Origin of the sequence: Thalassospira sp. A3_1 (assembly GCF_017744215.1) — a bacterium.
GTDB classification, from domain to species: Bacteria; Pseudomonadota; Alphaproteobacteria; order Rhodospirillales; family Thalassospiraceae; genus Thalassospira; species Thalassospira lucentensis_A.
The window spans coordinates 778,061-800,646 of sequence record NZ_JAGHQQ010000002.1; the positions used below are offsets into that span (position 1 = coordinate 778,061).

The following is a 22,586-nucleotide window of genomic DNA, read 5'->3' on the forward strand; positions in this document are numbered from 1 at the left end:
TTGGTGCGTCTTGGTGCCGAGATTCTGGCATTTGATCGGAATGCCGATATTGAATTCGTACTGCGCGATGGTGACGGTTCTGCTAGTGCCGGGAAGGGGAAGGCCATAAATGAGGCGTTTCGATCCGGTGATTGGATCGTTTTGGACGAACGCGTAACGGCCGCACTTTCCAACGCGCCATTCGATCCGGTTTTGCTGTCGCTTCACGCGGTTGCTAGGGCGCAGGGAAAGGACGTTAATCCGCGTGCGATTGCCGAAGAACTGGATCGGGTGGCGATGATTGCAGGTGATCGCCCCGATATTGTGAGACTTCGCAACCTTGCGCTTTCGGCGCTACTTCAAGACTGGACAGAACCGATAGGAACGGCAGAATGAGCGCCGGGAGAGAGGCAACCCAGCCAAGACTGGCCATGATGCCGCTCAGAATGGCGAGGGTGATCAGCAGGGTCCGGTCGGCTCTGTTTCCCGTGTTTCGGATCGCCCGGATTAATAGGCACAGGATGAACCCAACAATCAGGATTGTGGCGGGGATGCCGAAAACAAGGGTCGCGTCGAGCCACAGGTTATGGCTGCTGAACCATGCGGCGTTGCGGTTCAGGCCGGTGGTGGCGAAATGATCCATTACCAGTGTGATAGCATCGGGGCCAAAACCGACAAGCGGGCGATGGGATATTGCAATGAATGCGGTTTGCCATGCGTCGTCGCGCTGGATCAGATCAAGTCGTGCCAGTTCGGCGAAACGATTGCCGAGGTCGGGTACCATCGCGGCAACAAGTGTCAGGATCGCCAGCATGCTGATGATAGTCAGGACTGGGTAAGCAGCGCGCCAAATTCCGGTCTGGAAATGGGCTGGACGATAAAGGATTGCGAAACTCGCGACTGCGATGGCAAGGGCCACAACGGCACTGCGCGAATGGCTTTCGATCAGGGCGACGGTGAAAATCAGGGCAAGGGCGATCCAGCCGCCTGCATGGTCGATCCGCTGTCCGGTCGTGGTGGCACTTTTGCGGCAAAACAGGTACAGGCAGCACAAAATGGCAATTGCCATCAACCCGCCAAAGGCATTGCGATTGGCAAAGGTACCTGTCCAGTCGCCAAGATGAGACTGCTTGGAAAACCAGTAGGTGGTTTCAATCGCCATCACATCGGCAAAGGCCGCAAGGACGGCCTGAATGGATGCGGAAACCACCACGGCAATGGCGATATGGCGGATAACAGCCCGGCTCTGGCTTCGGGCATTCTGAGCGGCCAGAATGCAGGTGCCGACCAGCCAGACGATATTGCCGACCATGGATTGCCACGCATGCGGATAGAGGGCGATACGGGGCGCATCAAAGGGCAGGGGCTGGATCGGCCAGATTGGTATTGCTTGCAATACCAGCCACAGGGAAACAGGTGCTCCGGCGAGGATAATCTGCCGAATGCCGGGTGTGAGTTCCGCCCTGCTGCGCCATCCGGTGACGATCAGGCCGATGCCGGTCAGAATGGTCAGCACCGCCATAGCCCATGGTCGTCCCCCGCCCAGCAGAAGCGGCGCCAGAACGATTTGCGATGTCAGACAGAATTGTCCCAGTCGTGGCATCGGCATCCCGAAAACATCCGTGATTACAATGCGATCACGATAACGGAGTTTGGTGGGTTTGTCCTGTGGTGTGACGGGGTCAGTTTCGGGTGCGGATATTTATGGCCGAACTGAACCTGCGATCGGGTCGGAACGCGCCCCTAACAGGTGTTTCTATATCCGTCATCTTGCCGGGCATCTTCGCAATGCTGGTATCCCTTTGGCTGACCGGGTTCGGCGGGATGGCGGCGAAGCTTGTTTTGATCGGATTCTGGGGTGTTTGGATATTTCCTTTGGTTTTCCGGGCTCGATTGACGGGCGATGGATTGGTCGCCTGCCTTTTGCTGTGTGGGTTGATCGCAATTGTCGGGGCTGGCGATGGTGATAGTGACGAGAAGCTGCGGCTGATCGGCAATCTTTTGATTCTGCCGCTGGGGCTGGTTTGCGGGATTTGTCTGGGGCGGGACTGTTTGCGCGTCATGGTGCCCGCACTTGCGGTTTACCTGCCGGTTGCCAGTGTTTTTCAGGCAACGCACGAGGGATGGCGGCTTAATCACCCGTTTTTGTTTCTGGGGTTGTTTGTGCTGGCTTGTGTGATGGCGCGGCCTGCATATGGTGTCATCGGCGCAATCAGCGGCATCGCCGTCTTGTTGAGTCAGACGCGGATTGCGGTTCTGGCACTTGTGATTGTTCTGCTTGGGCGTGTGCGGTTTTCGCATGCGATGACCTGGCTTTTGGGGATACCGGTTTTGCTCGGCGCTATGGTGATGGCAGCTATCTGGCTGCCGCGTCTCCTGATGACCCATGGCAGCGGGAGATTGGCGTTCTGGCAGATGTTTTGGGATGATTGGTTACAGGCTGACACCGTTCAGCAGTGGCTTGGTTTTGGCGCGGGAAGTGTAGAGGCAGTTTTGCAGCAGTTGCCATCTGCAGCGGCTTTTGGCGCGCTGCATAACGACCATTTCCGCATCCTTTTCGAGACGGGATTGATCGGTATAATTCTTTGGGTGATGGGCTGGGGGATGCTGATATGGCTTGCGCGGGGTTCGCGGGTGGCTGTCTGTATTCTGGCATCGGTAGCTGTAACCATGGTGACGGATAATACGCTTTCATACGGGCATTACCTGATCTGTTGCGGGATGGCCGCCGGGATCGCGATGCGGGAGGCCGTAGTTGAAAATCGATGATCTGATCGCCGTGCGCGACCGGGTGATGGTTGCGATTGTTGCCGCCGATTTTACCGGGGCCGATCCGTTTGACGGGCTTGAAAGCCGATTGTTCCGGTTAAGTGGTTTGGGGCGGTTTCGTATGGCGCGGCTGGTGTGGTTGCAGGCGATAAAGCGTCGGCCACGAGCACTGCGCCACATCGCGATGATTCCGGCATTGCAAAACCCGAAAACATTGGCTTTGCTTTCGGGGGCGGGCGACGGTGTTCGGCTTTGCGATGTGGCGGGCAGGCTTTGCCAGATGCAAAACGAGGATGGTGGTTGGGGATATCCGTTTGCGTGGCAGGCGCGCGCCTTTTATGTGGCGCGCGGTGCGTCCAATGCGATTGTCACGAGCTTTGCGGTTGATGCGCTAATGGCGCGGGGTATGTCCTCAACCGATCCGGTGATGCAACGTGCGGCGGGGTTTATGCGTGGGCTTTGGCGGGAGGGATATTTTGCCTATGTCGACCAAGGGAATGCCGAAATCCACAATGCCAGCCTTTGGACAGCGTGGGCATTACATCGGATTGATCCTGGTAATGAGATGAGCCAGAAGTCGGTTGCGCGGGTTTTGACTACACAGCGGCCCGATGGGGCATGGGAATATGGTACGCGGGTGCACCATCGTTTTATTGATGGCTTTCATACCGGTTACATCCTTGATCTTCTTGATCGGTTCCGCGCATCCGGGATGATCGGGGTAGATGACGCGATCATGCGCGGATATGCGTTTTATCGCGCGGAATGCTTTGATGCGAATGGCCATCCGCGCAGCTTTGCCGGGCGGGAAGGTTATGTGGATTGTCATGCGGTGGCACAAGCCATCGCGACACTTTGTCGGTTTGGTGAACTGACAGCGGCACAGAAGATTGCAGATTGGGTCTGTGATGCATTGTTTGATGCCAATCGCGGAGTTTTTTATGCCGGGCGCGGGTGGTTTGGTGTGGATCGGCGTAATTACATGCGCTGGACGCAGGCATGGATGGTCTGGGCATTGTCGATTGTGATAGAAAAGACCACGATGAGAGAAACACTCAACCCTGGCCAACCCTTGGTTTTCGAACATCCGGATCCGGCCCGGCTGGAGAAGGAGGAAGCCCTTCGTGCGCTTTCTGAAGGTGCATTTCGTGACCTGTTTAAAGTGACCCGGATCGAGGCGCAGAAAATGCGGATAAGCGGGGATATGGAAGCACTTTATCGCCTGACGCGAGGGCTTAAAACCCTGCAACGGATTGGCGGGGAGCGGGGAATTATCCTGCAGGCGGGGCGGATTGAGGTGATTACCAGCGACACGTAACCTTGCCCGTTTGCGCATTTTGGGAAATAACCGGGGCAGATACCGGCCCCAAACCAGAAATCAGAAAGCCGTTCATGCCCAAAGCCTTTCCCGTCCTTCCGATTGATGCTGTTCTGCCCGACCTTTGTGCCGTGCTGGAAACCGGTACCAATGCGGTTTTGCAGGCCCCGCCGGGGGCTGGGAAAACGACCAAGGTGCCCTTGGCGTTGCTGGAAAGTGCATGGCGGAATGATCAGAAGATCGTGATGCTCGAACCCCGGCGGCTTGCCGCGCGGGCGGCAGCGCGCCGGATGGCCCAGTTGATGGGCGAGGGCGTCGGCGAGACAGTCGGCTATCGCGTGCGGTTTGACAGCAAGGTTTCCGCCAGAACCCGGATCGAGGTCGTGACCGAAGGTATTCTGGTGCGCATGATCCAGGATGCCCCGGAACTGTCAGGTATTGGCTGCGTGATTTTTGATGAATTTCACGAACGGTCGCTTGATGCCGATCTGGGATTGGCATTAGCGATGGAAACGCAGGCCGCCCTTCGCGATGATTTGCGCATTGTCGTAATGTCGGCAACCCTTGATGGCGATCCGATTGCGGCCCTGATGGGCGGTTGCCCGGTGATCACCAGCGAAGGCCGCGCTTTTCCGGTTGAAACAAAATATATCCCGATCCGCCCCGATGCGCGGATTGATCGGGAAATGACGGCGGCGATCCGGTTGGCACTTCGCGACGAAAGCGGGTCGATCCTGGCCTTCCTGCCCGGGCAGGGGGAAATCACGCGGGTTGAGGCGGCGTTGAAAGACGGGCTTGATCCATCGGTGATCATTGCGCCGCTTTATGGCGCGATGGAAACCAGGGCACAGGACATTGCGATTGAGCCAGCACCCGATGGCATGCGCAAGGTGGTGCTGGCAACCGCGATTGCCGAAACGTCATTAACGATTGATGGCATTCGGGTGGTGGTCGATTGCGGATTGCAGCGTTTGCCAAGATTTGACCCGGCATCGGGCATGACGCGGCTGGTGACGGTCAAATCATCGCAGGCCAGTGCCGAACAACGTCGCGGTCGTGCCGGACGATTGGAGCCAGGCGTATGTTATCGCCTGTGGGCAGAAGCCGAACATCGCGCCCGTCCGCCTTTTACCACGCCGGAAATTGCCGATGCCGATCTGGCGCCACTGACGCTGGAGCTCGCCCGCTGGGGCGTGTTTGATCCGGCAAGCCTGCCGTGGCTGGATCAGCCCGACGGAGCAAAGATCGAACAGGCACGTGATGTGTTACGGCGGCTTGAGGCGATTGACGATGCTAACCGGATCACGCCAATGGGAACTGCGATGGCCGGATTGCCAGTGCATCCGCGGTTGGCACATATGATGTTGCGTGGCGCGCGCCTTGGATTGGGCGAGGTTGCCTGTGCGCTGGCAGCACTTTTGTCGGATCGGGATTTCATGCGCGGGCGTGGGGCGGATTTAACGCTTCGGGTCGAGACAATTTTGGCCCGCAAGGCCCCAAAAATGATCACGGAAGCCGCAAGACAGCTTGCACGGCGACTGGTTGAGGTCGCAAAGAAAGAAGTGGCGTCCGACGCAGGCAACATTGAGGTCGGCCCTGTGGATCATGCGGATCAGGTCGGGTTGCTTCTGGCATTTGCCTATCCCGACCGGATTGGCGAACGACGCAAGGGTACGGATGCGCGGTATCGCCTGTCGGGCGGGCGTGGCGGGATACTGGCCAATGACGATGCATTGGCGAACGAACCCTATATCGCGGTGGCGGAGCTTGACGGGCAGGCGCGCGAAGCACGGATTTACCTTGCCGCACCTTTGTCGCGCGCAAGTCTTGAAACTCATTTTGCCGATCAGATTTCGGAAGGAACAGAGGTCTTCTGGGATGCGCAAAGCGATGCGGTGCAGGCACGATGGCAACGGCGGATCGGGGCGCTGGTGCTTGATGAAAAGGCCACCCGTGACGAGGCCGGACCGGATGCGATTGCAACCGCGATGATCGAAGGCATTCGCCGTCTTGGCCTGCATTGTTTGCCTTGGGACAAGGCGGCCGAGGGACTGCGTGAACGGATCGCGTTCCTGCATCGGGTCGATCCGGAAAACTGGCCCGACATGAGCGACGATGCGCTTTTGGCATCGCTTGAGGATTGGCTGATGCCATATCTTGGCGGGATCAATAAACGCAGCCAGCTTAAACAGGTCAATATGGCCGAGGCACTGTTATCGGGCATTGATTGGAACTGGCGCCAGGAGCTTGATCGTCTGGCACCGACCCACTGGACCGTGCCAACCGGATCCCATATCCGCATTGATTATAGTGGCGAAACACCAGGGCTTCCTGTCCGGTTGCAGGAAATGTTTGGCGCGACCGAAACTCCCAAAATCGCCGGGGGCAAGGTGGCGGTAACGTTGCATCTGCTGTCGCCAGCACAAAGGCCGCTTCAGGTAACGTCTGATCTGGTCGGGTTCTGGAACGGCTCCTATGCGCAGGTCAAGGCCGAGATGAAGGGACGTTATCCCAAACATTACTGGCCCGACGACCCGTTGCAGGCCGAACCGACCAGACGGGTCAAAAGCCGGATGTGAGAAGACGGCCTTATCGGGCGCGGCAGGGGCTATACGCGTGTGGTGCAGGCGGGCATAATCGTGCCTCGATTTTGCGTTTAACAGGATCATGATGATCACAGCCGCCACACCGCTTTTAAACGTTGCCGAGATTCACCGCAGCATCGATTTTTACCGTTTGCTGGGGTTTGAGGTGGTGGCGCGTACCTTGTCCGATCTGGATGAGCAACCGGTCTGGGCGATGCTGGAGGCAGGTGGCGGGGATACCAGAATCCGTTTGATGCTGGCCGCGCATGGCGGTGTTTCGCATGAAGAGCGCCGGATGCGACCATCCTTTGCCGGGCTGGTCTGGTATCTGGAATGCAATGATGTCGACGGCATGTTTGACACGATAAACGATGCCGGGTTCAAGCCAGAGCCGGTGACGGAGCTTGAGGACGGCACGCATCAGTTCTTTGTCCGTGATCCGGACGGATATGAAATTGCGGTGACAGAACCCAATGGTTACACGGTCGGGTAGCTGATTTTCAGGACTTCAAGCTCGTCCTCGCCCGCTGGCGTGCGTAGCGTCACCACATCACCGACACCCGCTTTCATAAGGGCGCGCGCGACGGGGGAAATCCAGCTTATTTTGCCTTTGAGGCTTTCGGCCTCGTCCTCGCCAACGATGCGGATGGTGACTTCTTCGTCCCGCGCATTCACATAGGTGACCGTGGCACCAAAGAAGACCCGGCTGTGGTCGGGTTGTTCGCGCGGATCAACGACAACTGCGTCCTCGATCCGTTTGCGAAGATAGCGCACCCGGCGATCAATTTCGCGCAGGCGTTTCTTGCCATAGATGTAATCACCATTTTCCGACCGGTCACCATTGCCTGCCGCCCATGAAACCACGGCAACGGTTTCGGGTCGTTCCTTCTTCCACAGGTGATCAAGTTCGGTGCGAAGGGCTGCGAGCCCTTCGGGGGTCATGTAAATCGGTCTGTCCATTAGCGGGTTTTAGCTTAACGCTGCGCCGCGGGAAAGAGGCGATTTGGGTCGGCGGTGTAGCAGATACCGGGCATCTTGTTATTCATCAAGCGGCAGGCCCGCGACAAAATCGCGCAGCCAGCGTTGTGCGGGATGGACATCATTGCGGCGATGCCAAGACATGGTGAAGCCGATCGGATCAAGATCGAAGGGAAGCGATCGAATGGCAAGAGCATCGGCCTGGCCAGACGCTGGAATGACGCCAGCCATCAGGGTCGCGATCAGATCGGAGCGCGCAATCACAAGCGGGGCGGCGTACATCGTTGGCAGGGTCACGGCAAGGCGGCGTTTATGGCCCATTTTTGCCAGTGCCGCATCCACCAGACCAAAGCGGTCATTTTCCGGTGATACCAGCAAATGCGATAGCGACAGAAAGGCTGGAAGATCCAGCGGTGCCTTGGCAGCCGGATGGTCGCGACGCATCACGCAGACAAAGTTTTCGGAAAAAAGCGGCTGGGTCAGGATGCGGCCGGTTTCAGAAGGCGGTACGCCAATCGTTAGGTCGGCTTCCCCCGCGTCAAGCAGGGTAATGGCGTCATCCCGCGCGGTGAAGTTACCGATCCGCAGCGTGATGCCCGGTGCCTTTTGACGTAGGGCATCAAGTAGTACCGGCAGGACCCTAAAGGTCGGATGATCGGAAAGTGCGATGGAAAAGGTCGCGGTGGACGTTGTCGGATCAAACGTCTGGGTGAATTCAAGCGTGCGCTGAATTTCGGTCAGTGCATGGCCGAGTGGTTCGGCAAGATCAAGGGCACGCGGGGTTGGCTGCAAACCCGCAGGGCTGCGGATGAAAAGTTCATCATTAAGCAACCCACGTAGTCGCGATAGTGCGGCACTCATGGCTGGCTGAGTGCGGCCAATACGTATGCCCGCACGCGTGACGCTGCGTTCTTTCATCAGCGCGTCGAAGGCCACCAGAAGATTGAGGTCGATGCCATGTAAATCCATGAGATGGATGTTGTCACATATTTTATATTGATTTCAAGTATGTCGAGAGGGTCGGTAGCATTTCCCCATATCCAACAATCCTGAATGGGAAATGAAAATGACGGATCAAATCAATACGCCCGCGATTACCGGGGTATCAGACCCGGATCGCAAGGCCATCGAAGCACTGTACCGGGCTTTCAGCGAAGGTGCCGACCTTTTGGATGAGGCGGTTTGCAGCGACTGGCAGGATATCCCGCTAGCCCCCGGGCAGGAACCGGGACGCGACGGTATGAAGCCGCTGATCAGGGCGTTTCAGGCTGCCTTTCCAGACGTGAAAATCATCGTCCACGAAATGATTGGCGGCCCGGGCCGGGTTGCCGTGCGCGCCGAAATCACCGGCACGCATTCAGGCGAATGGTTTGGGATTACGCCGACAGGCAGCGCTTTTCGCATGCCGATCCACGAATTTCATTATGTCGAAAACGGCAAGGTGACCCATACATGGCATCTGGAAGACTGGCTTGGCTGGTTGTATCAGGTGGGCGCATGGCCAATCACCGATCAGGAGGCCTCGCAATGAAAGCCGTTAGACTTGATGATTACAATACGGCACCTGCCATCCGCGATATTGCCACACCGGAAATCGGCCCGGAGGACGTGCTGGTCCGGGTGGGAGCAGCAGCTCTTAATCCGCTGGATGTCAAATTGCAAAGCGGCGTGTTGCAGGGCTATTTCCCGCTGGAATTCCGATACACGATGGGATCAGATATTTCCGGGATGATCGAGGACGTCGGTGCAAATGTGATCGGCTGGCAGAAAGGTGACAAGGTTATTGCCCGGCTTGATCCGGTCGCAGGTGGTGCCTTTGCCGGGTTCGCCTGTGTTCCGGCAAATTACCTTGTGAAGCTAACTGAAGACATGCCGCTTGAAGTGGCCGCAGGCATTCCGACGGCGGCGGGAACAGCGTGGCAGGTGCTGTTCGAGATGGGCGACCTTGGTGTCGGGCAGACCGTTCTGATCCATGCCGGGGCAGGCGGGGTGGGTAGCTTCGCCATCCAGTTTGCCCGTGCGGCCGGCGCGCGCGTGATTGCAACCGCATCCGGGGACGGGATCGACATTGCGCGGACATTGGGCGCAGATCAGGTGATTGATTATCGTCATGCCGATTTTGCTGAAATGCTTTCGGACATCGATCTGGTGATCGACAGCATTGGCGGCGAAACACAGCAAAAATCGTTTGGAGTTCTGCGAAGCGGCGGCAGGTTGCTATCGCTTGTTGCCCCGCCGGACGAGGCATTGGCACATGCGCACAATGTCAATGCGCAGTTTGTGTTTCATATGTCTGACGGGGAACGGTTGGCGCGGGTTGTTTCAGCGATACACGAGAATAAAGTGAAGGTCCTGATCGACCGGACCGTGCCAATCGATCAGTTCGGCGATGCATTTACCCGGCAAGCATCGGGCCGGGCGCGCGGCAAGATCATTGTGACGATGGTTTAATATGAGAAAACCGTGACGCAGACTGTCTGTGTCACGGTTTTTGTTTTCTGAGATCGTCACTGGTCAGGCGTTGGCTTCGACCCGAAGGGCTTTGTCGTCAATCGGCATATGCACGAGGGCGGCAAAGATGCCAAGCGCGATGGAAGCGATCCAGACGCCATCGAAACTGCCGGTCAGATCAAAGATGACCCCACCCATCCACGCGCCAAAGAACGCACCGATCTGGTGGGACAGCATGACAATGCCAAACAGCGTTGCCATATAGCGCGGGCCGAAAACCTGCACGATGATGCCGCTAGTGAGCGGCACGGTTGACAGCCACAAGGCCCCCATCACCGCCGAGAACAGCCAGATGGTCTCAGCCGTTTTGGGTGCAATCATAAAGATCAGAATGACCAATGCGCGCATGCCGTAAATAAACGACAGGCCCCATTTTTTACGCCATTTGCCGCCCGCCCAACCAGCCGTCAGCGTGCCGACAATGTTAAACAGGCCGACAATCGCAAGTCCCTGTGCCGCAACTGAACCGGGTAACCCGCAAAGCTGGGTAAAGGTCGGAAGGTGGGTTGCGATCACCGCGATATGAAAGCCGCAGACAAAGAAGCCGGCATTCAAAAGCAGGAAGCCACGATGTTTGCGCGCCTCGTGAAAGGCCGCGACCAACCCGGTCGGACCAAGATCAACACCCCCCGAATTGGGGCCGTGGGCCTCGGCCTTGCCCGTAAGTGCAAAGGCAAACGGCACGATGATCATTGACATGACGGCAAGGATTGCAAGGGCAGACACATAGCCGACACTGTCATTCAGAAACTGGGTTGTCGGGGCCATGATAAACTGGCCGACCGAGCCCCCGGCAGATGCCAGGCCAAGGGCGAAGCTGCGTTTGTTGGGTGGGAAGGCACGGCTGATGGCGGCCAGAATGACCGGGAAGCTGGTCGCACCGACACCCGCCCCGATCAGGAAGCCTGATGTCAGATGCAGTTCAAGTGGGGAGGTCGAAGTCCCCATCAGATACAGACCCAGCGCATAAAACAGTGCCCCGCCGATCAGGGTGCGGGTTGTGCCATAGCGATCGGCAAGGGCTCCGGCAATCGGGGCGGCAACACCCCACATCAGGTTCTGAATTGCAAAGGCCAGACCAAAGGTGGAAGCACTCCAACCGGTGGCCGTCAGCATATCGGGGATAAACAGGCCAAGCGACGGTCGGATCCCAAGATTGACTGCCAGGACAAGACAGCCAGCGACAAGAACAAGCCAGGGAAACCATCTGGCGGTGCGAAGAGTGGGGCTCATCGGGCTACTCCGGAGCGGATTTCAATAATTGTTCCGATTTTGAACGCGATGGTGTAATGCGTCCAATTCATTCGGATTATTATGCTGATAACATTTGCGCATTATTATCTGGCAGCGGATCGGATATCGCTCCGGCTTCGACGACAATTTTGCCAACGGTATCAATGATATCATCAAGATCGGTATTGGCCTGACGGCGGATCAGCATGATCCCCATATTCCAGTTCATGCCTGGAATATCAAGGATGCGAATGCGGTTTGCCGCCGGACTGTGCATGCAGAACCGCCGTGCCATGATGCCGTATCCCGCACCGGCGGCAACCATTTCGATCTGCAATTCAAGGGCGGAAACTTCGAGCACGGACTTGAACTGTACCCCGTTCTGACGCGCCCACGCATTGCCAAGTGCCCGGAAAGTACAGCCATCCGGCATCAGAACCATTGGATGTTCGGCCAGTTCGGCAATGTTTTTCGGGTGGTGTTTGGCCGATCGTGGTCCGATGGCAACGATTTGGTCATCAAGAAGCTTTTGCGCGCGCAGACTTGCCGGAATATCTCGGACATCGGTCCCACCGATTGTGCCATGTGGACCATCCAGCGACAGCATGGCATCAATTTCACCCCGCCGCATCAGCGGCAACAGCTCGCTTGACCAGCCGCTTTTGATCGTAAGCGACATGTCAGGAAAACGTGTGTGCAGGTCGCGCAGTTCACTTGCTGCCAGCAGAGGCGCTGCCCCGTGGCTGACGCCAAGGCGGAAGGGGCCCGTCACGGCATTGTTGCTGGTGATGCTTTCGGTGAAACCGTTAAGGCGGCGCAAAAGATCACGGGCTTCGGCCAATGCACGATGCCCGGCAGGGGTTGGTTGCAATGGTTTCAATGACCGGTCAAAAAGCTGTGTGCCAATGCGTTCTTCAAGGCGCTGGATGCGGCGCGTGATAGCGGGCTGCGTCAGGCCAAGGTGGGCCGCCGCCCCATGAAAGGATTTTTCATCGGCCACGGCAATCAATGCCTGAAGTTCGCGGGTATCCATAACAATCCATCCTTGATGCTGGAAGCGACAAGGATCGCGCAATTATACTCTTGATGCAAGAAAAGCATCATGCTGGATCTGGCGATATATTTCATGCATGTCTGGCCTGTTTTAGGGCATCGGCCATTTTCTGCATTTTGGTTTTGCATGCTGTTGCTGCCGCAGTATAGCCGCCTTCGCCACCATCAAGAAAATGAAAATGCGCATCGTTGGTGACGGATGGCACGATGCAGGTCATCAGGGCGGTTTTCTGGTGATGCACGCCGAAGTGAATGTCGCCGTGCTGTTCGGCTTCGAGCAGAAGGTCTTCAATATCGCGTGACTGATCGGGTGTGCAATTGACCGTCATCCAAAGTCCATCACCGAATTTGCGAAAATCGGTATTCAGTGCCGTATAGTCGCGATAGCGCACCGGATCAAAGCCGCCGACGGATTTCCCGGTTTTAAACAGGATCAGCGCGATCAGGGAAATATACAGCGCCTGTGCCCATGCCTTGAAAAGCGATCCGCCTGGTGCGCGCGTTGCCAGCGCTTCAAGCCGCAGACCCGATGGCGGGAATTTGAATGCGGGTCCGGCAGCGGGGATCGGGCTGCTTTTTCGCGGGCTGCTATCAAGGATGTCAAACAGCTTGGCAGCACAGACATCAAATAGAGGTCGGTCTTCGCCGGGCAGAACGATGATCGACAGGATTTCGCTATCCTTGGTCGCCTTGATCGGTGACCAGCGACATGACAGGCCGCTAAGGTTTGGCTGGGTTCCTGCGGGGGCCGGGGCAATGAGATTGTCCCCCTGTTTCATCCGGTCTTCGGCCCATTTCATGCCGCGCCCGGAAAACATCGCATAGGAAACCGGCGGTGAAACCGCGTAACGTGCCACCCTTACATTGCGCCCGGTTGCCCGGATTTCGGCAATCCGTATCAGGGCAACCCTCAGATCAAAACCAAGGGCTTCGTTCGCCCATGTCGTGGTGGCTGCAAGGGCATCGCGCACGGCATTAATATGATCGGGCGGGCAGGCAAAACCGGCACCATCGCCGCCAAAAATAAAGGGATAATCGGAATGGCCAAGCGCATTGCTTACCGCGCAAATTACCGAGGCCCCGACCATGTTGACATCCTTGAACCGGCCGGCTGCGACGGCTTTGGTCGATCCGGCAATATCGGATGTGCCGACCCACCAGTCATCTGGCAGTTCGTGATAGATTGACGGATCAAGAACCTTGGCGAAATCGTTAAAAACCGGGATGTCGAGATAGGGATTGTTCACAGGCATCTCGCAGTTTCGCAGGGCCGGATTATGCCGCCTTAGTAATGAGGCGGCGGTGCATCATCTTCTGGTGATGTACGCAGGAAATCAACAAGCCGTTTAATATCTTCGGCCATCAATTTGTTGCGCCGTTCCAGCAGATCAATCCGGTCCCACTGTGATTTGATCATGTCGGACATGTCATGCATCGCGCTTTCGAGATGGGCAATATGGATTTCGAGTTCGTTGATGCGGGTATCGGGGGCTTGCTGGCTCATGTTGGCGTATTTGCTCTGACTAGCGGGTGGAAAACTTGCCGGGCTTTAGTCCCTGTGGCAGGAGTAGGGCATGGACCGTAACACACATTGCCAAGATTGGTTAGCCGACCTGTGAGCGAATTATCCATCCTTGTCATTCTGGGCGTCGTTATTGCCTTGATCCTGATTTATGCGATCCGGCTGCGTGCGGTGCCGATGCCAAGTGGTCGCAAGGCACGAACGGAAATCATATCCTATCTGCCCAAGGAATCCTGCCGGGTGACGGATTTCGGATCGGGGTGGGGAGATTTGGCAATCGGCATCGCGCGAGCCCGGCCTGACATTACCGTGACCGGGATCGAACTATCGCCTTTGCCCTATGCGGTCAGCCGCATTCGTGCACGGCTCGCCCAGCTTGAAAACCTCTCTTTGGTGCGTGCGGATTTCAGAAAGCGTGATCAGGACCCGGGGGATGTTGTTGTGTGCTTCCTTGACCCGCGCGTGATGGCTGATGTTGGCGATGTACTAAATCAGCGTATGGTGCCCGGCGGGATCGTAATATCGCGCGCCTTTGCCATTCCCGGCTGGCAGGCATTTGGCGAGGTCCCGATGCAGTCGGGGAGCGATATGCTTTATCTTTATCGGGTGGGATCGCATCTGTCAGGATAAGGTGAGGTGCGGTTTGCAAAAAGCAGGGGTGCTTTGGGCACCCCCGATTTTTGGCATCATTCTTCTTCATAAATCTTGATCAGGGCGGAATGGTCAAGATCGCCCCCGCCCATTTCGATCAGTTCTTCGTAAAGTTCGAGTGCGAGGCGCGAGAAGGGCAATTCAAGGCCAAGCTCGCCTTCGGAAAATTCAAGCGCCTGATACAGATCCTTGCGCTGGGTGACAACCTTGCCGCCGGGTTCGAAATTACGTTCGATCATGCGTTCGCCGTGCTTTTGCAGGATGGCAGAATCCGCAAAGCCGCCGGTCAGGGCGGATCGCAATTTGTGCAGATCGACCCCGGCCTCGTCCGCCATGGAAAAGGCTTCGGCAATGGCACCGATGGTGATGCCGACAATCATCTGGTTGGCGGCTTTTGCGATCTGGCCTGATCCGATTTCCCCGACATGGGTAACGCGTGATCCAAGAACGCCAAAGACACGCTGGACACGTTGGAAGTCTTCTTCCTCGGCACCGACCATAATGGTGAGTGTACCGTTTTCCGCGCCGTGTGTGCCGCCCGATACCGGGGCATCGATCCAGTGACCGCCTGCTTCTTCGACGGCATCGGCAAAGCGCCGCGTCGCATCGATGGCGGTTGTGCCCATATCGACAACGATGGTGCCTTCTTCCATACCATCAATAACACCGTCTTCGCCAAGCAGGACATTCTCAAGCGCCTCGGTATTGGCGACACATATGATGACGATATCGGCATCGGCGGCAGCATCGGCGGGGGTCGGGGCGGTTGCAACGCCCAGATCGTCAAAGGCATTGAGCGTTTCGGGATTTCGCGTATTGACGGTCAGGATCGCGCCGGCCTTTTCAAGATTGAGCGCCATGGGGCGGCCCATCAGTCCCAAACCGATGAATGCGATATTTTCCCCGGCAAGTGCGGTCATAACGGTGTTCCTTCGTTTTGGCCAACGCGTGGGCCTTCAATGTGACGGTCAAAGCGATCAGGCAATCAAAAACATCCCGGTTCGTGGAACCGGGCGGGCGGCAGTAAAAATGCAGGTGCGGCCATAACATGGCGGTCTGACAAAGAAAGCAGCAATTCAAGGCACTCGCCTGATGTTATGCGCGTTTCATTTGGGTTCCGTCACTATCGACCGACGCTATATCGTCGGAATGAAAATTATGTGGTCGTTCTGTGCTGTCTTCGCTTTTATCTTCACGGGCCTAGAATTCGCCAGGGCGGACATAACGCGCGGCCATCGCGCGTTCAATGGCTGCACCTACAAGGCGGTCGATATCAAGGCGGTGACGTATCAATTCGAGAATGCGAAGTTCTTCCTGGCTGATTTCGCTGTCAGACAGGACAATTTCACAGGCAAAGACATAGGCTGTTTCGCGCAATTTGCGCGGCAGGGCTTCGCGGATCATATCCAGCGTGCTGTCGAGCCCGTCTTCTTCGGCAAGTAACTTGGCACAGTCACGTGCAACTGCGGTGACACCGTCATTGTCAAAGCCGGCAAAAATCGGAAGGTAACGAACCCGACGCCCCATTGCGGACAGTTCTGCGTCGGTAATATCGTTATCCGAGGCCGAAACCATAACCATTGTGTAAATCAAGGCGTCCTGATGCGAGATCACGATGATTACTCCTTTTCCGGGTGACTGACCGTTAACGGATATTCCCGCCGAACGTCGACGCACCGGCTGATGGCGTGTGACAACTCCGATGGACATAGAACCTAAGACGGTATTTGATCCCCGGCAACAGTTAACCGTTTAAATCCTCACGATTTTAATGATTGCGTAGTGAAGTATGAGGCATCCTTTGGTCGTCGGGACACAGGGGGGCTTGCTACGCATTCATGCGTAGAGGCTGTGAACCGAAGGGGATGCTTAAAAAATTACAACATGTTAGCGTCAGGAACGCATCGCATTCTCTCTTGGGAATAAAATAGGCCTTTGCAGCGCATGGGGTAATAGTTATGGTCTCGCAGCGATAACAAAAATGACGAATAAGCCGGGTATGGGAGTTATCATTTCAAGCAATGCTGCGGGAACTCTTGCGGCGTTGATTGGGCATCTTCGTGTACCGTCGGGGGTTTATGATCCCATCGGCGAGAGCCTTCTTGTCAATGCGCCGTGGGTGCAGACGATCTCGCCCGACCTTGCCGATGATACCTGGCAAAAAATCGATACCCATCCCGAAATCGCCCGAAACATTCGTGAAATCAGTGCCGAAGCCCTTAATGCCGTTGGCTATTTTTCGCGTGTTGACCATATCGACGGTCGCGATGTTCAGTTTTTTGCATGGCAGCTTTCATTTTCCGAACAGGTTTATGTCCGCATCATCGCCCTGCAGGATGCCGATGCAACGACAGGCACCGGGGTTCTGATTTCCCCGCAACCGGTTCTTGTGGTCGAACGCGATGGCGGTTTGCGATTCTCGAACAAGGCAGCAGAACAGGCAGCCCTCGAAATGGGGCTGCCCGGTGCATTGTCGCTGACCAAGCCAACCGGACAACGCGCCCTGTTCGAAGAAGGGGAGGATAACGGCGACTGGGATGAGGTTCGAACGGTCCATTACGGGCAGCGGATTTACCAGTGGCAGCGCATGCCTTTGCCGACGCAGGATGCGATTGCGCTGTTCGGGCAGGAACGCACGCGGGAGGAAAGCTATCGCCGGGCACTTGAACATGCCGTGCATGGCATTATCGATCTGGCGGCTGATGGCACCCTGACCAGTGTGAACGAAGAAGCCGCAACGTTGTTTGGCTATGACAATGTCCGTGAGCTCCGTCAGGCCTATCTGACCAATCCCGAAAAATTTTATGCCCGATCCGAGGATTTGCGCGATTTGCGCCGCGATCTTGTATCAGGCAACGGCATTCAGGCGCGCGATGTTGAAATGCGCCGTCAGGATGGCAGTCAGCTTTGGGTGCGGATCAACGCGACAGAAATCCGGGGCGAGGGCGGATCGCTTCTAGGATATAGCGTTACCGTTACCGACATCACCAAAAGCCGTCAGGCGGAATATGATCTACGCCGTCGACAGGAACGTTATCGCGCACTGGTCCAGACTGCGGGCAGCGTGATCCTGTTCCTTGATAGCGAAGGACGCATTCTGGAATATAACCGCGAATGCGAATGGACATTCGGCTATTCCTGGATGGAAGCAGCGGGGCAGAATTTCTTTGATTTTCTGTTGCTTCCGGGGGAACGCGATCAGGTGCGTCAGGCGATCAAGCGCCTGATTTCCGGAGAGATCATCAAGGACGAAGTCATTTCATTCCGTCGTCGCGACGGCGAGGTGCGCCTGTTGCAATGGAATGCGCGTGCGCATTTTGGTGAAGATGGCGACGTATCGGGTGTGATCTGCATCGGGCAGGATGTGACCGAAAAACTGTCGGTCGAACGTGCTCTTCGCCGGGCCGAGGAAAAATATCGCGGTATTTTCGAAAATTCCGCCGAAGGGCTTTATCAAAGCCGCCCGCTTGGCGATATCCTGTCGGCCAATCCGGCCTTTGTATCGATCCTTGGCTATGACAGTGCCGACGAATTGCTGGTGTCCCAAGCCGGGTTTTCGCAATGTTACCTGAACCCGACCAATCGTCTGCGCCTGACGGGAAAGCTGTTGCGCGATGGTGCGGTTCAGGGTTTTGAAGCCGAAATGCGCCGCCGTGACGGCAAGATCATCTGGGTCGAGGAAAATGCCCGACTGGTCCGCGATGACAAAGGTGTGCCGGTTCTGATCGAAGGATCGATCACGGATATCACGGATCGAAAACGCAGCGAAGCCCGCATCCAGTTCCTGGCTCATCATGACGGATTGACCGGACTTCCCAACCGAACCCTGTTTCAGGAACGCCTTGCTGCCGCGGTCAAGCGTGGCAAGCATGAAAAGCGCAGTTTTGTGCTGATGCTGTTTGATCTGGATAACTTCAAGGACATCAATGATACGCTTGGACATCCCATCGGCGACCTACTCTTGCAGGGGGTGGGGGAGCGCATGCGGGTCTGCCTGCGTAACGAGGATGTTGTCGCACGCCTTGGCGGGGATGAATTTGCTGTCCTGATCCATGATCCGGGCACGGTCGAGGAAGTGACCCTTGTTGCGCAGCGCCTGATTGAACGGGTGTCTGAACGCTTCATGCTGGACGGGAACGAGGTGCAGGCATCGACATCGGTCGGAATCTGCATGTTCCCGCAGGACGGGCGCGATGAAAAGGACCTTTTCCGCAATGTCGATCTGGCGCTGTATTGCTCCAAGGCCGAAGGGCGCAACCGGTATCATTTCTTCGAGCCGCGTTTGCAGGTCGAAGTGCAGGAACGCAAGGCGCTTGAACGCGACCTTAGCCATGCGATTGAAAATGACGAGCTGGAGCTGTTCTATCAGCCGATCATTGATATCGCGAACCACAAGATCATCGGGATGGAGGCGTTGGTGCGCTGGTTCCATCCATCACGCGGGCAGGTGAGCCCGGTCGATTTCATTCCCGTGGCCGAACGCATGGGAATCATTGCCGATGTCGGGCGCTGGGTGCTCAATCAGGCCTGCAAACAGACCCGGCAATGGGTCGATGCCGGTTATGGCGAACTGACGATTTCGGTCAATCTTTCGCCGCTGGAGCTGGCACGGCACGAGGACCTGATTGAAAGTGTCGGCGATGTTCTGGAACGGTCGCGTCTGAACCCGACCCAGTTGCAGTTCGAAGTTACCGAAAGTGCGGTGATGGATAACCCGCGCGAAGCGGCGATCACACTGGGCATTCTGCGCAATCAGGGGATCCGGATTGCGATTGATGATTTCGGGACCGGTTATTCATCGCTGGCCTATCTGAAACGGTTCCCGGTCGACAAGATCAAGATCGACCGGTCGTTTATCATTGATCTGGACAGTCGCGATGGCAATGCGGCAATCGTGCGCGCGGTGGTATTCCTGGCGCGGTCGTTTGGCATGGCGGTCAATGTCGAGGGGATCGAGACGGAAATGCAACTTGAACGCATCGTTTCCGAAGGGGTCGACGAGGTGCAGGGCTTCTATTTCAGCAAGCCGATCCCGGCCAGCGATTTTGAAGTGCTGTTGAAATCGAACGTGACCATGCCGTTTGATGTGTCCTTTGGCGGGAACTCGCGGCCGCACTGATCATGCAGGCGACCGCATTCCCGGTTTTCAACAGGTTTCGTCCGTTATCACGCGGCGCGGTGATCCCAGAAATCACCGGCCTTCTGGCGCAAGCGATCCCGGTCGATCACGACCGTTAACGGGCGTGACCGGCTTTTGCGCAGGACACCCTGACGACGTAGATCGGCAATCATGCGGCTTGCGGTTTCGGTGGTTGTGGCGATGATGCTGCCCAGCTTGTCGCGTGTCGGTAGAGGGCAGTGATCATCCTTGGCACTCCAGAGCAGGAACCGGCAAATCCGGCGCATCGCCGACCCGGTCCCCAGATTGACCTTCCAGTTATAGCCATCGACAACCTCACGCGCGAGCAGCCGCAGGATCGCCTGTTGCAGTTCGGGATTGTTTGTCTGGGCCATGCGAACACGCGCAACCGGAATGCGCATTAGCACCGTTGGTGTCAGGGTTTCGCTGATGAGTGACAGACCCGGTTCGACAACGGTCTCAAGTCCGATGAGGTCGCCGGGACGAAATACGCGGCAGACCTGACGTTCGCCATCTTCGGCATAGTGACACTGCATCACAAGGCCCGACAGAATGCGATAGATATATTCGCTGTCCCCTTCGTGATGTCCGATGGCTGTATTGGCCCCCATATCAAGGGCCGGGTTTTCAGCAAGTTTCTCAAGATGTTTCAAGGCGTCTTCGTTGTTCATGGGGGAACTCCCGATGGCACAAGGGAGATACGCGGCATCTTGCGGGGTGCCGCGTATCGACACCAGATCTTTTGTCCGGCCGGATGGCCGGTTTGCTTTGTCTAACAATCAGGCCGCGCGTAATGCGCGGGCGGGCCGGGCAACAAACAACCAGTCCAGCAACCAGATCACCAGCATGGATACACCGACAACCGGGTAAATGATGCCGCCAATCGCAAGGATTGCCGTGACTCCGACCAGACTTTTTGTTCTTCGTGGCAAGGGTGGCACGCCAAGCGATCCGGCAGGGCGGCGTTTCCACCACATAACCCCGCCCGAAACGGCCATAAAGACAATCGCGGCACAGACAATCATCAGGACAATCTGGTTGATCACCCCGTATTCCTGACCAAGATGGACATTGATCGACCATTCCATGATCCGGCCAAAGATGCCGTAATCCTGATATCCCATATTGATCAGTGGTCGACCTGAATACTGGTCCAGATGAATGACACGCTGTTGGGACAGGTCATCGGGATAAATCGATGCGCTGTAAACACCGGTTTCGCCACCTGGCAGTGAAATCGCATAGCCCGGCGCTATACCAAGTTCCTCGAACTTTGCCACGGCTGCATCAATGCCGATGGGCGTTGGTTTGACACCCCCGGCATTTGCGATGCCGTCAACCGACATCGGGATCGGGGCGTTTTCGGTGGTCCAGCCGGTTTCGCCAAATGCGTCAATCATCGGCACGGTCGAAAGCGGTACTTCGACGCGCACACCCGATGGATAGCCGCTGGGTGTGCCGTTGGCGAATTCGTTGGCATATTTGCCCCAGAATACCGACCAGAACATGCCGGTCGCGGCCAGAAACACGATAAAGAAGCCAACAAAAATACCGGTTACCGCGTGGGCATCGCGCCACCAGCGTCGACGCGCAGGTGTATCGCGCACGGTCAGCACGCCGCCCGTCTGATCGCCGCGCGGCCACCAAAGGTATGTGCCGGTCGCGACCAGCAGGATGCTCCAGCCCGCGGCAATTTCGATCAGGTAATTGGCAATGGTGCCGAACTCGGCCAAGCTGTGGATGCGGCGCACCAGCCACATGATCGTGCCGCGATCAGGCATCGACCCCTGAACCAATCCTGTATAGGGATCGACATAAACCGACCGACGATCACCGCCTGACGTGGCAATAACGATTTCGGTGCTGCGGTCCGGCGAGGCCGGCGTGATGATTTTGACCGGTTTGTCACCAACGAAATAGCGCACGGCGTCGACCTGCGTGCTGATCGGAAGCGGCGGTACATCCAGAACATTGACGAATTTCAGATCGGAATAAACCCAGTCATCGATTTCGTCACGGAAAAGGTAGGCCGCACCAGTAACGGCCAGCAGAATCATAAAAGGCAGGACAAAAAGTCCGGCATAGAAATGCCAGCGCCAGACAGCGCGATAGAGGCTGCTTGTCCCTTTGGACGCATTTTTGGCATGTGCCGATGCGTTTGGCATCACGATATCCCCAATTCGGTCGCGGGTCTGTTGGGATACAGGCGCATAGGCCGGCCAATCCCTACCCGGAACTTAAACAATCTGAAATTGGCCGTGCTGGGTGGTCCGGTGCCAAGAAGGGCAACAGACATCATCCATCAGGCCGGGAGACAGTCAGACGGGAAAGGGCGGGGCACGTGGTGATGCCGCAATCGGGCAGAAGTCATGCAGGCGTGCCGTGATATGAAGGGCGGTGACCGTATTGGACATCCGCACGCGATGGATCAGGGGCAATTCCGGTTCGACGGGCAGGCCGACCGCATGATTGCCAAGGCCGCAGATCGCGCACTGGAAACCTTCATAGGCACTGGAATGGGGGGATGATCCGCCTTCTTCTGTCGCACCGGCAGGGACGGATATCGTCTTGATGCCATTGGCTGTACAGATGATTAGCGGAATAAAGTTCTGATCGGCGTTGCCTGCGGCAACGGCCGGTGTATTGGCAAGCGCGACCGGCGCATGCATAAAGCCGAACATCAGGGCATTCGCCAGCAAAAAGCACGCGACAGCAACCGACAGGCTGCGTCTGAGTGCCGAATATGTCTGGCAGGTTTTGATCACGGCTTTCAATCCATTCCGGAAAGATACACGCCTTCAATAATCCCTTGAAGACGGGGTGTCAAAACTTGTTGGTGTGAACCAC

The 22,586-nt window shown here is 56.7% G+C and carries 20 protein-coding genes and 1 pseudogene; 8 read left to right on the plus strand and 13 right to left on the minus strand.

Features of this window, described 5'->3' with window-relative positions:
- Positions 1-235: 235 nt before the first annotated feature.
- Positions 236-1,582, minus strand: coding sequence for an O-antigen ligase family protein (locus tag J7395_RS10645; RefSeq protein WP_209221446.1), 1,347 nt, complete (start codon positions 1,580-1,582; stop codon positions 236-238).
- Positions 1,583-1,767: 185 nt separating this feature from the next.
- Here J7395_RS10645 and J7395_RS10650 point away from each other — a divergent pair, with 185 nt between their 5' ends.
- From J7395_RS10650 to J7395_RS10665, 4 genes are all read left to right on the plus strand, one after another.
- The gene (locus tag J7395_RS10650; RefSeq protein ID WP_247742086.1) at positions 1,768-2,748 is read left to right on the plus strand and encodes an O-antigen ligase family protein; all 981 of its coding nucleotides are present in this window, start codon (positions 1,768-1,770) and stop codon (positions 2,746-2,748) included.
- Positions 2,735-4,066 carry a hypothetical protein gene (locus tag J7395_RS10655; RefSeq protein ID WP_209221448.1) on the plus strand — a complete coding sequence of 444 codons (1,332 nt, stop codon included), beginning with the start codon at positions 2,735-2,737 and terminating at the stop codon, positions 4,064-4,066. Before J7395_RS10650 ends, J7395_RS10655 begins: the two co-directional genes overlap by 14 nt.
- A gap of 74 nt (positions 4,067-4,140) precedes the next feature.
- Positions 4,141-6,645, plus strand: coding sequence for an ATP-dependent helicase HrpB (gene hrpB, locus J7395_RS10660; RefSeq protein ID WP_209221449.1), 2,505 nt, complete (start codon positions 4,141-4,143; stop codon positions 6,643-6,645).
- An 88-nt stretch (positions 6,646-6,733) separates the two neighbouring features.
- A complete protein-coding gene (locus J7395_RS10665) occupies positions 6,734-7,144 on the plus strand; it encodes a VOC family protein (RefSeq protein WP_209221450.1) in 411 nt (136 codons plus the stop codon).
- Here the strand turns inward: J7395_RS10665 and greB are convergent.
- Complete coding sequence (greB, locus tag J7395_RS10670) at positions 7,129-7,611, minus strand: transcription elongation factor GreB (protein ID WP_247742087.1); 483 nt, start codon at positions 7,609-7,611, stop codon at positions 7,129-7,131. The two genes, J7395_RS10665 and greB, sit on opposite strands and share 16 nt — an antisense overlap.
- A 78-nt stretch (positions 7,612-7,689) precedes the next feature.
- Positions 7,690-8,598 (minus strand): LysR family transcriptional regulator, encoded by a 909-nt coding sequence (locus J7395_RS10675; RefSeq protein WP_209221451.1) that lies wholly within the window; start codon positions 8,596-8,598, stop codon positions 7,690-7,692.
- Between the two features lie 97 nt (positions 8,599-8,695).
- On the opposite strand from J7395_RS10675, the gene J7395_RS10680 reads away from it, so the two are divergent.
- Together J7395_RS10680 and J7395_RS10685 are read left to right on the plus strand one after the other, a co-directional pair.
- Positions 8,696-9,160 carry an ester cyclase gene (locus J7395_RS10680; protein ID WP_209221452.1) on the plus strand — a complete coding sequence of 155 codons (465 nt, stop codon included), beginning with the start codon at positions 8,696-8,698 and terminating at the stop codon, positions 9,158-9,160.
- Positions 9,157-10,080, plus strand: coding sequence for an NADP-dependent oxidoreductase (locus tag J7395_RS10685; protein WP_209221453.1), 924 nt, complete (start codon positions 9,157-9,159; stop codon positions 10,078-10,080). Before J7395_RS10680 ends, J7395_RS10685 begins: the two co-directional genes overlap by 4 nt.
- Positions 10,081-10,143: 63 nt before the next feature.
- On the opposite strand, the gene J7395_RS10690 is transcribed toward J7395_RS10685, so the two are convergent.
- The 4 genes from J7395_RS10690 to J7395_RS10705 all read right to left on the minus strand — a co-directional run bounded on the left by J7395_RS10690 (position 10,144) and on the right by J7395_RS10705 (position 13,930).
- The gene (locus tag J7395_RS10690; RefSeq protein ID WP_062960953.1) at positions 10,144-11,373 is read right to left on the minus strand and encodes an MFS transporter; all 1,230 of its coding nucleotides are present in this window, start codon (positions 11,371-11,373) and stop codon (positions 10,144-10,146) included.
- 79 nt (positions 11,374-11,452) lie between these two features.
- Entirely contained in the window at positions 11,453-12,406 is a 954-nt protein-coding gene (locus J7395_RS10695) for a LysR family transcriptional regulator (RefSeq protein ID WP_209221454.1), read from the minus strand.
- A gap of 91 nt (positions 12,407-12,497) precedes the next feature.
- Positions 12,498-13,679 (minus strand): DUF3095 domain-containing protein, encoded by a 1,182-nt coding sequence (locus J7395_RS10700; protein ID WP_209221455.1) that lies wholly within the window; start codon positions 13,677-13,679, stop codon positions 12,498-12,500.
- 32 nt (positions 13,680-13,711) lie between these two features.
- Complete coding sequence (locus J7395_RS10705; protein ID WP_097050938.1) at positions 13,712-13,930, minus strand: SlyX family protein; 219 nt, start codon at positions 13,928-13,930, stop codon at positions 13,712-13,714.
- Positions 13,931-14,041: 111 nt separating this feature from the next.
- Between J7395_RS10705 and J7395_RS10710 the strand changes: the two genes are divergently transcribed.
- Entirely contained in the window at positions 14,042-14,578 is a 537-nt protein-coding gene (locus J7395_RS10710) for a class I SAM-dependent methyltransferase (RefSeq protein ID WP_209221456.1), read from the plus strand.
- Positions 14,579-14,634: 56 nt separating this feature from the next.
- On the opposite strand, the gene J7395_RS21080 is transcribed toward J7395_RS10710, so the two are convergent.
- From J7395_RS21080 to J7395_RS10720, 3 genes and pseudogenes are all read right to left on the minus strand, one after another.
- A complete protein-coding gene (locus J7395_RS21080) occupies positions 14,635-15,015 on the minus strand; it encodes an NAD-binding protein (protein ID WP_317341579.1) in 381 nt (126 codons plus the stop codon).
- A 15-nt stretch (positions 15,016-15,030) separates the two neighbouring features.
- A pseudogene (locus tag J7395_RS21085) lies at positions 15,031-15,537 on the minus strand (NAD(P)-binding domain-containing protein); the annotation flags it as partial.
- 262 nt (positions 15,538-15,799) lie between these two features.
- Positions 15,800-16,213: a tellurite resistance TerB family protein gene (locus J7395_RS10720; protein WP_082824825.1), complete on the minus strand. Its 414-nt coding sequence runs from the start codon at positions 16,211-16,213 to the stop codon at positions 15,800-15,802.
- A 367-nt stretch (positions 16,214-16,580) separates the two neighbouring features.
- Between J7395_RS10720 and J7395_RS10725 the strand changes: the two genes are divergently transcribed.
- The gene (locus tag J7395_RS10725) at positions 16,581-19,718 is read left to right on the plus strand and encodes an EAL domain-containing protein (RefSeq protein WP_247742088.1); all 3,138 of its coding nucleotides are present in this window, start codon (positions 16,581-16,583) and stop codon (positions 19,716-19,718) included.
- A gap of 47 nt (positions 19,719-19,765) precedes the next feature.
- Here J7395_RS10725 and J7395_RS10730 read toward each other — a convergent pair whose 3' ends face one another.
- The 3 genes from J7395_RS10730 to J7395_RS10740 form a co-directional block, all read right to left on the minus strand.
- Positions 19,766-20,410: a Crp/Fnr family transcriptional regulator gene (locus tag J7395_RS10730; RefSeq protein WP_209221457.1), complete on the minus strand. Its 645-nt coding sequence runs from the start codon at positions 20,408-20,410 to the stop codon at positions 19,766-19,768.
- Between the two features lie 108 nt (positions 20,411-20,518).
- A complete protein-coding gene (locus tag J7395_RS10735) occupies positions 20,519-21,904 on the minus strand; it encodes a PepSY domain-containing protein (RefSeq protein ID WP_209221458.1) in 1,386 nt (461 codons plus the stop codon).
- A gap of 153 nt (positions 21,905-22,057) precedes the next feature.
- Complete coding sequence (locus J7395_RS10740) at positions 22,058-22,504, minus strand: DUF2946 family protein (protein ID WP_297010312.1); 447 nt, start codon at positions 22,502-22,504, stop codon at positions 22,058-22,060.
- Positions 22,505-22,586 lie beyond the last annotated feature (82 nt).